This window comes from Desulfobacula sp. (assembly GCF_030611305.1).
GTDB lineage: Bacteria > Desulfobacterota > Desulfobacteria > Desulfobacterales > Desulfobacteraceae > Desulfobacula.
Map to the genome: position 1 here is coordinate 1 of NZ_JAUWQB010000091.1, position 12,970 is coordinate 12,970.

Sequence of the window (12,970 nt, forward strand, 5' to 3'; positions counted from 1 at the left end):
AAACAGCCCCATCGAAGGGCATCTCAAGGTTCTGAACTCAAAAAAAGGAAAACTGCACCGGAATCGGCCCCACCAAGAAAAAAATTCCCCGATTTTACCTTTGGAGGGGTCTATAAAAAATTAGGCGGTGGATTTGGGAGATCAATGTTTAATTGACTTAATTCCGAATTTAAATTATTCTGTGAATATACTTCAATGATAAATTCTTTGTGACTTTTTATTAAAAAAAGGAGGCTATCATGGTTAAGTCTATTCATAAAACAATCGATGAACAGATCAAAAGATGGGAACAGGAGAAAAGGGAAGACAAGCCTATTCAGGAGACTGTCAATGTTATCACCATATCAAGGGAATCCGGCAGCCAGGGATATGAAGTTGCAAAAAAACTATGCCGGGAAACAGGGCTTGGTCTTTTTCATCACGAAATAGTTGATGCTATGGTTGAGACATCAAAAAACAGCCGGGTTTTTATGGAAACTCTGGATGAGAGAGGAATGAATATAGTTGATGATATTGTATCCAATTTTGTGAGTGAGCACCATTTATGGCCGGATGAATATTCAAAGCTCCTGTTTAAGATACTGACCACCATCGGCAAGCATGGAAATGCCGTTATTCTCGGAAGGGGTGCCAATTGTGTTCTTTATAAACAAAATGTGCTCAGGGTAAGAATTGTTGCTCCCATGATAGTCAGGCGTGATTATATACAGAAAAGCCTTGATCTGAATAAGGAAGATGCACAAAAACATATTGTAAGCACAGACGCCAACAGAAGTGCTTTTGTAAAAAGGTATTTTAATAGTGATGCAACCGATCCTGCAAATTACGATCTTATTTTGAACACAGGTACTTTGTCTGTTGAAAAGGCGGTGCAGGTAATTAAATGCTCAATCAGTTGAAATTAAACTATCATATTTTCCATGGCTTTTTTCATTTGACGAACGGCCTGTCTTAACCGTTCTTCGTTTTCCACCAGGGCAAGACGCAGGAATCCTTCTCCTTCTTCACTGAATCCTGTTCCGGGAGCAACAGCTACATTCGCTCTGTCCATCATTTCAACGGCAAACTGCATGGCACCCATTTTGTTGAATGGTTCCGGAATTTTTGCCCATACAAACATACCGGCTTTGGGTTTTTTAATGTCCCACCCAATTCTTTCAAGGCCGCTGCACAAAACATCTCTTCTGGTTTGGTATAGGTTTGCCAGCTCGGGAATAGTGTCGTCACAATCACGCAACGCAATAATACCGGCCACCTGGATGGCAGAAAAGATACCATAGTCAAAATAGCCTTTGATTTTTCCAAGGGCCTGAACAATCTCAGCGTTTCCCACACAATACCCAATTCTCCACCCGGCCATGTTATAGGATTTTGAAAAAGACCCGAATTCAACCCCAACATCTTTTGCGCCGTCCGCTTCAAGGAAACTTGGGGCCTCATATCCGTCAAAGGTGATTTTTGAATAGGCAAAGTCGTTGATGACCATGAATTTAAACCGTTTGGCGAGCGAAACCACTTCTTTGAAAAACTCCTTGTCCGTTACAACCCCTGTAGGATTATGGGGGTAATTGAGCATGAGAACCTTGGGTTTAGGGTAACAGGATTCACAGATGTTGATGATGCGGTCAAGAAAGCTTTTTTCAGGCTCTATGGGTATTTTCATGACATTGGCCCCTGCAATAACGGCTGCATAAATATGAATCGGGAATGCAGGGGCAGGCACAAGCACGGAATCTCCCGGGCCCATGATGGCCAGGCAGAGATGGGATATTCCCTCTTTGGAACCAATGGTGAAATAAGTTTGGGTTTCAGAATCAATATCAATATCGTAATGCCGCTTGTAATATTTAGCAATTTCAATTTTTAAATGCGGCATGCCGGAGCTTTCCGGATACCGGTGTGATTTGGGATCTTTAGCCACTTCAATCAGTTTTTCAATCACTGCATCGGGTGTAGGATCCATTGGATTCCCCATACCAAGGTCAATGACATCATCCCCGGCCCGTCTCTTTTCCATTTTCATCTGGTTGATCATTCCGAATAAATAAGGGGGCAGCTGATCCATACGGTTTGCAAAACGAACAACACTCTTTTCTTCCAAAACAACACTCCTTTGTAAAACTTTATCTTATAATTGTGAAAAATAAAATCATATCAGATTTTTAAACCATAGGAAAACAAAAAATCTTCTCCTCTTTTTTTTGTCAGACACATATCTTTCAAACTTGTTTTTTTGCCTTGACAAAGGGATAATTCCACACGAATATGGTTTAACATTCGCAGACAAAGAAGAAAACATTTTTAAATTCAAGAGAAACAGGACATACCATGAAGAGTTTTTTTTTAATCTTGTTCGGGTTGACTATTTTATCAAGTTTCTCACAAGCTTTTGCGCAGGATTGGGGTGAGATTGAAGCGGCGGCAGAAGGACAAACCATATATTTCAATGCCTGGGGCGGATCTCAACCGATCAATGAGTATATTCAATGGGCCGCAAAAGAGGTACAAAACAAATATAATGTCCGGGTCATCCATGTAAAAGCAACGGATATAAGCGATGTGGTTTCCCGCATACTTGTTGAAAAAGCAGCAGATAAAAAGACAAACGGCAGTGTGGATCTGATGTGGATCAATGGGGAAAATTTTAAGGCCATGAAGGAAAACAAGCTTTTATATGGACCTTTTTCTCAAAAACTGCCCAATTATCATCTGGTGGACATAGAGAATAAAAAAACATTGCTGTCTGATTTTACCACACCCGTTGATAACATGGAGTCACCCTGGGGAATGGCCCAGCTTGTATTTTCATATGATACAAACCAAGTGACAAAACATCCGAAAAACATGTTAGATCTTCTGGCGTTTGCAAGGGAAAATCCAGGAAGATTTACCTATCCTTCCATACCGGGGTTTCACGGGACGACGTTTATTAAACAGGTGCTTTATGAGCTGACCCATGATCCAGACGTGTTGAATCAACCAGTGATTCCGTCGGATTTTGAAAAAAACACCCAACCATTATGGACTTTTCTGGAGGCATTGCATCCTTTGATGTGGCGAAAAGGGAAAGTGTTCCCCACAAGTGCCTCCCAGATGGTAAGCCTTTTAAATGATAATGAAATTTTTATTTCTTTCAGTTTTAATCCAAATTCGGTCTCCAATGCCATTAAAAACGGGGAACTTCCTAATACTATAAGAACCTATATTCATACAAACGGCACCATTGGCAACGCTCATTTTGTGGGCATTCCCTTTAATTCATCTGCCAGGCAGGGGGCAATGGTGTTTGCCAATTTTCTTTTAAGCCCCGAAGCCCAGGCAAGAAAAGCAGACCCCACGATCTGGGGTGACCCAACCGTTCTTGATACCCAAAAACTTGTTGGCCAGGATAAAGCCTTGTTTGATGCGGTTCCAAAAGGGATTGCCACCCTGACACCCAAAGAACTGGGCCAGGGGTTGCCAGAGCCCCATGTGTCATGGGTTAAGGCGTTAGAAAAAAAATGGCTCGAAACCTATAGCAAATAACAGGAGATTGTGACAAGAATGTCTGGACAGGCAAAGGGCCGTATATTTCCTGTCGTTGTTATCAGTCTTTTTTGTGTTGTAATTCTGGCCGGTCTTTTTGGAACACTCCTGCCATCCATGAATTATCTGCCTGTTATCGGGCATACACACGTTTCATTGTCTGTCTGGTTTGACTTTTTCTCTTACCCGGGTATTCAAACGGCCATCCGTGTGACGCTTTTTTCGGGGCTGACCGCTTCTTTTGGTGTGGTATGCCTTGGGTTTTTGTTTATTACCTTTTCTTATGGAAACGCCTTATGGAAATTTTTTGAAAAAATTCTTTCCCCTGTTCTTTCGATTCCCCATGCAGCATTTGCCATAGGGTTTGGCTTTTTAATCGCCCCTTCAGGATGGCTGATCAGGATGGTTTCTCCAAAAATGACGGGTTTTACGGTTCCCCCGGACTGGATTATTCTCAATGATCCTTTAGGCATAAGTCTTTCCATTGCATTAATGATTAAAGAGTTCCCGTTCTTAATTATGGTGACCATGGGTGCCCTGGGCCAGCTTGATATAAAAAAAACACTTCTGGTGGGAAGGGCGCTTGGATATACAAAAGAGCAGATCTGGCTGAAAATTTTAATTCCAAGATTATATCCTCATTTAAGACTTTCCATTTTTGCTGTCATTGCCTATTCTCTTTCCGTGGCAGATATGGCCATTATTTTAGGCCCCAGCTCTCCGCCTTCTCTTTCCGTACTTATTTTAAAATGGTTTAATGATCCTGTGATGAGCTTTAAGCTGCTTGCCGCAGCCGGGTCTTTATTCCTTTTTTTTATGGTGGTGCTCAGTATTTTATGTGTTTATCTCATTGAAAGATCAGCCCGGGTTTTTTTAAGGCCCTGGACGACAAGTGGAAAGCGGCGCTCTTTTCTGTCACCGCTTAAACCCATCATTTTTTTTATGGGGAGCGGCATTCTTTTTTTCACGGCCGTTTCCTCTGTTATTCTTGTGATCTGGTCATTGACATGGCAATGGCGGTTCCCTGATTTTCTTCCAACGGCATGGACACTGAAGCTCTGGACAAAAGGCCTTATGTCATCTTTTGATCCTGTTATGACAACCTTGTTGACAGGAGTGGCATCGGCTTTTATAGGACTGATTCTTACCGTCGGCTGCCTGGAGCATGAAGTGGCTGCAGGGAAAACCAGGACCCGAAATTATACTGGTTATATCCATTATTTTTTATATCTTCCTTTGTTGGTTCCCCAGATTACATTTATGGCAGGTATCCAGCTTCTTTTGGTCATCACAAAGATGGACGGTTATTGGATTACGCTTATGGTTTCCCACCTCCTCTTTGTTCTGCCCTATATGTTTATTGCCTTGAGTGCCACCTATTTGGCGTTTGACGGACGGATGACGGACCAGGCAATGGTTTTGAAAAGATCGTATACCTCTGTTTTGTTCAGGATAAAATTACCCATGCTGATAAAGCCGATCCTGTTTTCTTTTGCCATCGGGTTTTCCGTGAGCGTGGCACAATATATTCCAACAATGCTGGTGGGTGCCGGAAGATTTTCAACCATTACTACAGAGGTTGTCAGTATTGCCTCGGGCTCGGACCGAAGGGCCATTGCGGTTTATGCCCTTATTCAGCAGTTTTTGCCCATGATGATGTATGCGTTGGCCATTATCATCCCAAAAAGTTTGTATTACAATAGAAAAGGAATGCAGGTATAAGGAACATTATGTCGCTTGAATTGGAAAAAGTCAGCATATTAAAGCAGGGGTCTACCATATTTGATCCGGTGAATCTTGTGATCAAGCCAGGGGAGATTGCCACCATTATGGGGCCAAGCAGGTGTGGAAAATCCACGCTTTTGTCTGCAGTGTCAGGAAGCCTGGACGCTGTGTTCACCCTCAAAGGGTCCATCTTTTTATATGGCCGGGATATGTTAACTCTGCCTATGGAAAAGCGGAATATCGGTATCCTTTTCCAGGATGATCTTCTTTTTCCCCACATGGATATCGGAAGCAATCTTGCCTTTGCCATTAAAGAGAAAACATCCAGGGCCCAACGCAACACATTAATTGATAAAGCCCTTAAAACAGCCGGGCTTAAAGGGTTTGAAAAGCGTGATCCCTCAAGCCTTTCAGGAGGACAGAAAGCAAGGATAAGCCTGTTGAGAAGTCTTTTGGCCAAACCTTCCGCCCTGCTTTTAGATGAGCCCTTTTCAAAGCTGGATCAAACCCTTAAGGCAAAAATCAGGCCCTTTGTTTTTTCTCAGATAAAAAAAATGAATATTCCGGCACTCTTAGTGACCCACGACCCTATGGATTGTCCCGAGGGCGGGGTGATATTAAACCTGAACAAAGAAAAAGGATAGCACCATGCTCGACCCCTGGGCCATAAAATTAGTTAATTCACCTTTGAAAGCCTGTGCCCAAATTCTTGAAAAAAAGAATGTCAAAGCGGACCAGGTCACCATTGCAGGTTTTGGTATAGGCCTGCTTGCTTTTTTTGCTCTCTGGATGAATTGGTACAAAATTGCCCTGGTTTTTATCATTTTGAACCGGATCATGGATGGGCTGGATGGGGCTCTTGCAAGACTGACAGCCAAAACAGATGCCGGCGGGTTCCTGGATATTTGCCTTGATTTTATTTTTTATTCCGCTGTGGTGGCAGGATTTGCCCTGGCAGACTCTCAAAATAATGCCATTCCCGCAGCACTTTTGTTACTTGGTTTTGTGGGAACAGGGACCAGTTTTCTTGCTTTTGCCGTCATGGCCCAGAAACATGATTTGAAGAGTGTGGCCTATCCCCATAAGGCCATGTATTATATCGGGGGACTTACCGAGGGTACGGAAACCATTATTTTTTTGGCAATAATCTGTATATTTCCGGACCATTTCCCTTTCCTTGCTTTCCTCTTCGCCTTTTTGTGCCTGATTACAACGATAACAAGGGTTTTGTCAGGATATGCAATGTTGAAAGAAGTTGCAAAAAACAAGAAAAAGATGGTATTCAATCAGAGTAAGAATAATGGTAACAACCTTTAATTTACAGGCAATATGGAATGAAACCGCAAGAAATAGAAAGTTTAAGCTTTAAGATAATCGAACAGGAAGCAGGGGATCACACGTTCAGTGATGACCAGTGGCCCATTGTCAGGCGCATGATTCATACGTCTGCTGACTTTGAATATATGAACACAATCCGGTTTTATCCCGATGCAATTCAAAAGGGGATCAAGGCCATACAAAATGGCTGTCAAATACTGACAGACACCAATATGGCCCGGGTGGGGATCAGAAAAAAAGAGATTCATGAATTTGGCAGCAAGGTCAGCTGTCTCATTGCAGACAAAGATGTTGCAGATAGGGCAAAAGATGCCGGAACCACAAGAGCCCTTGCAGCAGTGGACATGGCCTGTGACCGGATGAAAGACGGGATTTACGTGGTGGGAAATGCCCCAACCGCCCTTTTAAGGCTGATTGAACTGATAAAGGATAAAAAAGCAAGCCCTGCCCTGGTGATAGGATTTCCTGTCGGGTTTGTAAATGCTGCAGAATCAAAGGATGCGTTGATGACCCTTGATTTTCCCTACATTACGAACAAGGGAAGAAAAGGCGGATCAAATATTGCGGCAAGCATTGTTAATGCTCTTGCCATCATGGCAGTTGAACAAAAATAAAACACTGGAGGTTACTATCAAGGGGTTTGTCATTGGTGCCACAGGAAGCGGAACAGGTAAAACCACCATCAGTCTTGCCATTTTGTCATATCTGGCTGACCAGGGATATAAAGTGGCTCCTTTTAAAGTCGGCCCGGATTTTATCGATCCAGGTCATCATACTAAAATTGCAGGAAAAACAAGCTTTAACCTGGATTCCTGGATGCTTTCCAGAGATTATAATACCAAGATTTTCAAAGAGAAAACGATCGGTTCTGATATTGCCGTAGTTGAAGGGGTTATGGGCCTTTTTGACGGGGTTGACGGCCTGTCGGAAGCAGGCTCCACAGCCCAGATGGCCAAATGGCTGGATCTGCCTGTTGTACTGATTGTCAGCGCTAAAGGCAAGGCCAGAAGTGCGGCTGCCATTGTACAGGGGTTTGAAAATTTTGATAAGGATCTGAAAATTGCAGGCGTAATTTTCAGCAAGACAGGAAGTCTGCGGCATTATGACTACCTGAAAAATGCGGTTGAACAAAGCTGCAGAACAAAATGCCTCGGGTTTATGCCGAAAAATGACAGTATTGTCCTGCCGGAAAGACACCTGGGGCTTGTTACATCAGATGAGCTTAATATCAACCCAAAGGTTCTTTCAACCCTTTCCTCAATGGTCAGAGATCATATTGATATGGAGGGTTTAATCAATTGTCTTGATACTTTTGAACCCTCCTGGAACAGGGAGGCTGCAATATCAAGACTTTCCCGTGAACAGGGCCCGACCATTGCCGTTGCCAGGGACAAGGCTTTTTGTTTTTATTACCAGGACAATTTAGATATCTTGAAAAAGTTTGGGGCAAGCATTGTTGAATTTTCACCCTTAAAGGATGACAGGCTGCCCCCAAATATTGACGGAATCTATTTTGGCGGGGGATACCCTGAAGTGTTTGCCAAAGAGCTGTCACAAAAAATAAATCTTTTCCAGGAAATCAAAAAAAACAGTGTTTCCGGTATGCCCATTTACGGGGAATGCGGAGGGTTCATGTTCCTTTGCAACAAGCTTTCCGGTATGGATGAAATTCGAAAATATCCCATGTCCGGGTGTTTTGATTTTAACGTTCAAATGTCAAAGCGCCTTCGGTCCCTTGGATACAGGGAAATAACTTTAAAAGAAGATACCATTATCGGAAAAAAGGGCGATATGCTAAGAGGGCATGAATTTCATTATTCATCCCTGGAAAATCCTGACAGCAAAATATCCAATGTATATCATGTGACTAGCCGGGCAGGACAGGATATTTCCCTGAAAGGCTACCAGGTATCCAACACTCTGGGCAGTTATCTTCATATTCATTTTGGCAGCAATGAAGGGTGTGCAAAACATTTCGTAGAGACCTGTAAAGGGTTTAAGGACAAAAGAAATAAAGATGTCATCCAAAACACTTAAAAAAGGATTTACAACCGGTGCGGCAGCAGCTGCTGCTGTTAAAGCATCCCTGCTCTCTTTTTTTTCTAAAGCCCCTAAATCCGTTGAGATCCGGTTTTTGACCAAAGAAAAAAAACAAATTGATATTCAAACCGTAAAAAAAATATCTGAAAACACAGTTGAAGCCATTGTTGTCAAAGATGCGGGAGATGATCCGGATATCACCCACAAAGCGCAAATAGGGGCTACGGTAACACTGTCAGATTCAAAGGAATTTGCGATAAATATTACCGGTGGAAAAGGGGTTGGAACTATTACAAAACCGGGCCTTGAATTACCAGTGGGTGAGGCTGCCATCAATCCCGGACCCAGGACGATGATCCAAAATTCGGTGGAAGAAGTGTTTGCCCGGTTTAATATTCAACACAAACAGGTGGATATTGAAATTTTTGTTCCAAAGGGTGAAGAGCTTGCAAAAAAAACCCTGAATGCGCGGCTGGGGATTGTGGGTGGTATTTCTATTTTAGGCACTACCGGCATTGTCACCCCCATGTCCCATGATGCTTACATTGCCACAATCAAAGCAGGTGTTTCAGTTGCAGCTGCCAAAAGCATGGACACGCTTGTCTTTACCACTGGCAGACGAAGCGAACGGTTTGCCATGGAGAAATTTAAAGATTTGGGTGAAGAGGCCTTTATTCAGACCGGGGATTTTTTTAAAGCATCCCTTGATATGGCACTGTTACAGCCTAAAATTCAAACCATTATTTATACGATTTTTTTTGGCAAGGCCGTGAAAATGGCCCTGGGATTTGAACATACCCATGCAGCAAAGTCTGAACTGACCTTGAAAAGACTGTCCAAATGGGCTGCGGATATCACAGGGCACCGGGAGCTGGAAAAGCAGATTGCCGACGCTAACACTGCCCGCCACGCATTTTCATTTATCTATCCTGAATACCCGGAACTGATTTCCCATGTGGGCGAAAAGATAAAAGAGAATGCAATAAGGTTTTCAGGCCATAAACTTAAAATCAGAACCATTATCCTCAATTTTGACGGAGAAGTTGCCTTTGATTCAACCTAGGGCAGGAAATAGACACTCAATGCATTGAAGAGACGGATTCTTTAGTAGGACAAAACAGAAGCATTTAAAGGAGAATAAATAATGAGATTCAACATTTCACCCATCGGGACAATTCATACCCCTTTTGATGATTTGGAGGGGATGCCCATACAGCCCTCAGGAGCAGCTCAAGTTCAGGGCACCATTGTCATAGACAAGGAATATGAACAGGGTTTAAATGATTTGGAAGGCTTTTCCCACATTATCCTTCTTTATCATTTTCATCGATCTAAAGGGTATGATTTGATGGTAAAGCCTTTTCTGGATGATCAAAAAAGAGGTCTTTTTTCCACACGGGCTCCAAGGCGTCCCAACCCCATCGGGCTATCCATTGTCAGGCTGATCAAAAGAGAGGGCAATAGATTAACCATTAAAGGAATCGATGTATTGAACGGCACCCCGTTAATTGATATCAAGCCCTATGTCCCGGGATTTGACACAAAAGAGGTGACAACCATTGGCTGGCTTGAAAACAAGCAGGAAAATGCAATAGCCTTAAAGTCTGATGATCGGTTTCTTTAAGACCTGATTTAATCGGAAAGGGTTAATTCCCCGCCCCTTGGGGCGTTTGGATTTAGTCCTATCCGTTGATACCCCGCTGCTTGCGGCGGGGTAGTTCATTTTCATCTGGGAAAGGATCATCAAAAATAAAAAACGCTTTACCTCTTTTTAACATTTCTATAAGCTTGGCAGATTCAAAATAAATTATCTTGATCAGATAACTATTTTAAATAACAATCAACCTGGAGTGTAAGTTGCCAAACAATGATGATCTGACCGTTAAAGCATCTGTTTTAACTATTTTTATATGTATTCTTTTCGGTGCCAACCCTGTGGCTATAAAACTTAGCCTTACAGGGTTAGGCTCTTTTACCGCAGCGGGAATCCGGTTTGCTATTGCGGCTGTTGTAATTTTTACCTGGGCAAGGGTTAAAAAAATACCGTTAAAACTCAATCAGAAACAATTGGGCCAGATGCTGATAGTTTCTGCCATTTTTGTTGTTCAGCTCTCCTGTTTTTATATGGGCCTTGATAAAACCACTGCTTCCCACGGGGCATTGATAGCAAACGTTTTACCATTTTTTGTATTGATTTTAGCGCATTTTTTTATTCCCGGTGACAGCATTTCCTTAAAAAAAGGGATCGGTATAACCCTTGGGTTTGCTGGTGTTTTATTCTTGTTTTTTGACAAACAAGACTTGACTGGCGATTTAAAGAGAGGGGATTTGATTATTCTTGGGGCTGTATTCTTGTGGAGCTCAAGTGCGGTTTTTGTAAAAAGGATTATTTCTGAGTATAATATAGTTCAAATTACCATATATCCCATGATTTTTGGCGTACCATTCTTTTTTCTCGGCGGTTTTTTATGGGATGATCAAATGATACGAATAATCAACCCGACGATTATCAAGGCACTGCTGTATCAGTCCATTGTAACGGCATCTTTCGGGTTTATTGTCTGGAATAGCCTGCTACAGAAATTCGGGGTAACAGCACTCCATTCTTTTATCTTTATCATGCCCCTGGCCGGGGTTCTGTTTGGCGTGCTGCTTTTGGGAGAGACCATTACTCCTCATTTGGTCACTTCAATCATTTTTATTGTGACAGGAGTGATCATTGTAAATTTGAGAAGAAAGAAACACCCCGTATCAGTGCATTAAACAAAAATTTTTTAATTCTTCTTTTGATTGATAGGCACAAAAACAAGGGTCTGGAATACCAGAAAATTTTAGGGACAAGAGATGTGGTTATAAAAAGTTTTGAAGAAACAAGAGAGTCCTTGCTGTGACTGGCACTGGAACCCCAGGCTGTTAAATTATTTGGTTTAAATCATTCATTAATTCAAATAGATATAATTTTTTTTACTTTATGTGAAAAAAAGGTTTGACATAAAGTTTTTTTTCATGCATCATACGCCGGTCTTCTCGAGGAAGGTTCGAGTTTCTTCGAGAAGTTTTTTTTTGATCTTTGAAAATTGGTCAGTGAGAAATTTTGAAGCGGGTCTTAAAACAAGACCATAAAGAGTTTAGAAGTATAGGATTATAACTGGAGAGTTTGATCCTGGCTCAGAATGAACGCTGGCGGCGTGCTTAACACATGCAAGTCGAACGAGAAAGCCTTTGCTTGCAAAGGCGAGTAGAGTGGCGCACGGGTGAGTAACACGTAGATAATCTACCTTCAAGCCCGGAATAACTATTCGAAAGGATAGCTAATACCGGATAAAGTTAATTAACCCAAGTTAATTAATGAAAGATTGCCTCTTCTTGAAAGCAATTGTTTGGAGATGAGTCTGCGGACCATTAGCTTGTTGGTGGGGTAAAGGCCTACCAAGGCTACGATGGTTAGCTGGTCTGAGAGGATGATCAGCCACACTGGAACTGGTACACGGTCCAGACTCCTACGGGAGGCAGCAGTGAGGAATTTTGCGCAATGGGGGCAACCCTGACGCAGCAACGCCGCGTGAGTGAAGAAGGCCTTTGGGTCGTAAAGCTCTGTCGACAGGGAAGAAATTATACATATCCAATAGGTGTGTATATTGACGGTACCTGTAGAGGAAGCACCGGCTAACTCCGTGCCAGCAGCCGCGGTAATACGGGGGGTGCAAGCGTTATTCGGAATTATTGGGCGTAAAGGGCGCGTAGGCGGTTTTGTCGGTCAGATGTGAAAGCCCGGGGCTCAACCCCGGACGTGCATTTGAAACAGCAAGACTTGAGTACGGGAGAGGAAAGCGGAATTCCTGGTGTAGAGGTGAAATTCGTAGATATCAGGAGGAACACCGATGGCGAAGGCAGCTTTCTGGACCGATACTGACGCTGAGGCGCGAAGGCGTGGGTAGCGAACAGGATTAGATACCCTGGTAGTCCACGCAGTAAACGATGTTAACTAGGTGGTGGGGATATTAAAATTTTCACTGCCGGAGCTAACGCATTAAGTTAACCGCCTGGGGAGTACGGTCGCAAGACTAAAACTCAAAGGAATTGACGGGGGCCCGCACAAGCGGTGGAGCATGTGGTTTAATTCGACGCAACGCGAAGAACCTTACCTGGGTTTGACATCCTGTGGATCTTCCAGAGATGGAAGAGTGCCTTCGGGAGCACAGAGACAGGTGCTGCATGGCTGTCGTCAGCTCGTGTCGTGAGATGTTTGGTTAAGTCCAGCAACGAGCGCAACCCTTATCTTTAGTTGCCAGCACGTAATGGTGGGAACTCTAGAGAGACTGCCCGGGTTAACCGGGAAGAA

At 43.0% G+C, this 12,970-nt stretch carries 11 protein-coding genes and 1 rRNA gene; 11 read left to right on the forward strand and 1 reads right to left on the reverse strand.

Features of this window, described 5'->3' with window-relative positions:
* Positions 1–239 precede the first annotated feature (239 nt).
* Positions 240–899 (forward strand): cytidylate kinase-like family protein, encoded by a 660-nt coding sequence (locus tag QAI40_RS14420; protein ID WP_299983351.1) that lies wholly within the window; start codon positions 240–242, stop codon positions 897–899.
* Positions 900–901: 2 nt separating this feature from the next.
* Here QAI40_RS14420 and QAI40_RS14425 read toward each other — a convergent pair whose 3' ends face one another.
* A complete protein-coding gene (locus QAI40_RS14425; RefSeq protein WP_442875395.1) occupies positions 902–2,065 on the reverse strand; it encodes an aminotransferase class I/II-fold pyridoxal phosphate-dependent enzyme in 1,164 nt (387 codons plus the stop codon).
* Positions 2,066–2,328: 263 nt separating this feature from the next.
* Between QAI40_RS14425 and QAI40_RS14430 the strand changes: the two genes are divergently transcribed.
* The 10 genes from QAI40_RS14430 to QAI40_RS14475 all read left to right on the forward strand — a co-directional run.
* Positions 2,329–3,525 carry an ABC transporter substrate-binding protein gene (locus tag QAI40_RS14430; protein WP_299983355.1) on the forward strand — a complete coding sequence of 399 codons (1,197 nt, stop codon included), beginning with the start codon at positions 2,329–2,331 and terminating at the stop codon, positions 3,523–3,525.
* An 18-nt stretch (positions 3,526–3,543) separates the two neighbouring features.
* The gene (locus tag QAI40_RS14435; protein ID WP_299983356.1) at positions 3,544–5,247 is read left to right on the forward strand and encodes an ABC transporter permease; all 1,704 of its coding nucleotides are present in this window, start codon (positions 3,544–3,546) and stop codon (positions 5,245–5,247) included.
* An 8-nt stretch (positions 5,248–5,255) separates the two neighbouring features.
* Positions 5,256–5,894: an ATP-binding cassette domain-containing protein gene (locus tag QAI40_RS14440; protein WP_299983358.1), complete on the forward strand. Its 639-nt coding sequence runs from the start codon at positions 5,256–5,258 to the stop codon at positions 5,892–5,894.
* Between the two features lie 4 nt (positions 5,895–5,898).
* Complete coding sequence (locus tag QAI40_RS14445) at positions 5,899–6,567, forward strand: CDP-alcohol phosphatidyltransferase family protein (RefSeq protein WP_299983360.1); 669 nt, start codon at positions 5,899–5,901, stop codon at positions 6,565–6,567.
* Between the two features lie 17 nt (positions 6,568–6,584).
* Positions 6,585–7,202 (forward strand): precorrin-8X methylmutase, encoded by a 618-nt coding sequence (locus tag QAI40_RS14450; protein WP_299983362.1) that lies wholly within the window; start codon positions 6,585–6,587, stop codon positions 7,200–7,202.
* Complete coding sequence (locus QAI40_RS14455; protein ID WP_299983364.1) at positions 7,150–8,625, forward strand: cobyrinate a,c-diamide synthase; 1,476 nt, start codon at positions 7,150–7,152, stop codon at positions 8,623–8,625. Before QAI40_RS14450 ends, QAI40_RS14455 begins: the two co-directional genes overlap by 53 nt.
* A complete protein-coding gene (gene cbiD, locus QAI40_RS14460) occupies positions 8,606–9,691 on the forward strand; it encodes a cobalt-precorrin-5B (C(1))-methyltransferase CbiD (protein ID WP_299983366.1) in 1,086 nt (361 codons plus the stop codon). Before QAI40_RS14455 ends, cbiD begins: the two co-directional genes overlap by 20 nt.
* 81 nt (positions 9,692–9,772) lie before the next feature.
* Positions 9,773–10,252, forward strand: coding sequence for a tRNA (N6-threonylcarbamoyladenosine(37)-N6)-methyltransferase TrmO (tsaA, locus tag QAI40_RS14465; protein WP_299983368.1), 480 nt, complete (start codon positions 9,773–9,775; stop codon positions 10,250–10,252).
* 233 nt (positions 10,253–10,485) lie between these two features.
* Positions 10,486–11,391: a DMT family transporter gene (locus QAI40_RS14470; RefSeq protein WP_299983370.1), complete on the forward strand. Its 906-nt coding sequence runs from the start codon at positions 10,486–10,488 to the stop codon at positions 11,389–11,391.
* A gap of 382 nt (positions 11,392–11,773) precedes the next feature.
* Positions 11,774–12,970, forward strand: a 16S ribosomal RNA gene (locus tag QAI40_RS14475); the annotation flags it as partial.

What these genes read in the sequence shown, in the direction of transcription:
- QAI40_RS14420 (WP_299983351.1), top strand. Translation starts at nt 240, where the DNA reads ATGGTTAAGTCTATTCATAAAACAATCGATGAACAGATCAAAAGATGG.
- QAI40_RS14425 (WP_442875395.1), bottom strand. Translation starts at nt 2,065, where the DNA reads ATGGATCAGCTGCCCCCTTATTTATTCGGAATGATCAACCAGATGAAA.
- QAI40_RS14430 (WP_299983355.1), top strand. Translation starts at nt 2,329, where the DNA reads ATGAAGAGTTTTTTTTTAATCTTGTTCGGGTTGACTATTTTATCAAGT.
- QAI40_RS14435 (WP_299983356.1), top strand. Translation starts at nt 3,544, where the DNA reads ATGTCTGGACAGGCAAAGGGCCGTATATTTCCTGTCGTTGTTATCAGT.
- QAI40_RS14440 (WP_299983358.1), top strand. Translation starts at nt 5,256, where the DNA reads ATGTCGCTTGAATTGGAAAAAGTCAGCATATTAAAGCAGGGGTCTACC.
- QAI40_RS14445 (WP_299983360.1), top strand. Translation starts at nt 5,899, where the DNA reads ATGCTCGACCCCTGGGCCATAAAATTAGTTAATTCACCTTTGAAAGCC.
- QAI40_RS14450 (WP_299983362.1), top strand. Translation starts at nt 6,585, where the DNA reads ATGAAACCGCAAGAAATAGAAAGTTTAAGCTTTAAGATAATCGAACAG.
- cbiD (WP_299983366.1), top strand. Translation starts at nt 8,606, where the DNA reads ATGTCATCCAAAACACTTAAAAAAGGATTTACAACCGGTGCGGCAGCA.
- tsaA (WP_299983368.1), top strand. Translation starts at nt 9,773, where the DNA reads ATGAGATTCAACATTTCACCCATCGGGACAATTCATACCCCTTTTGAT.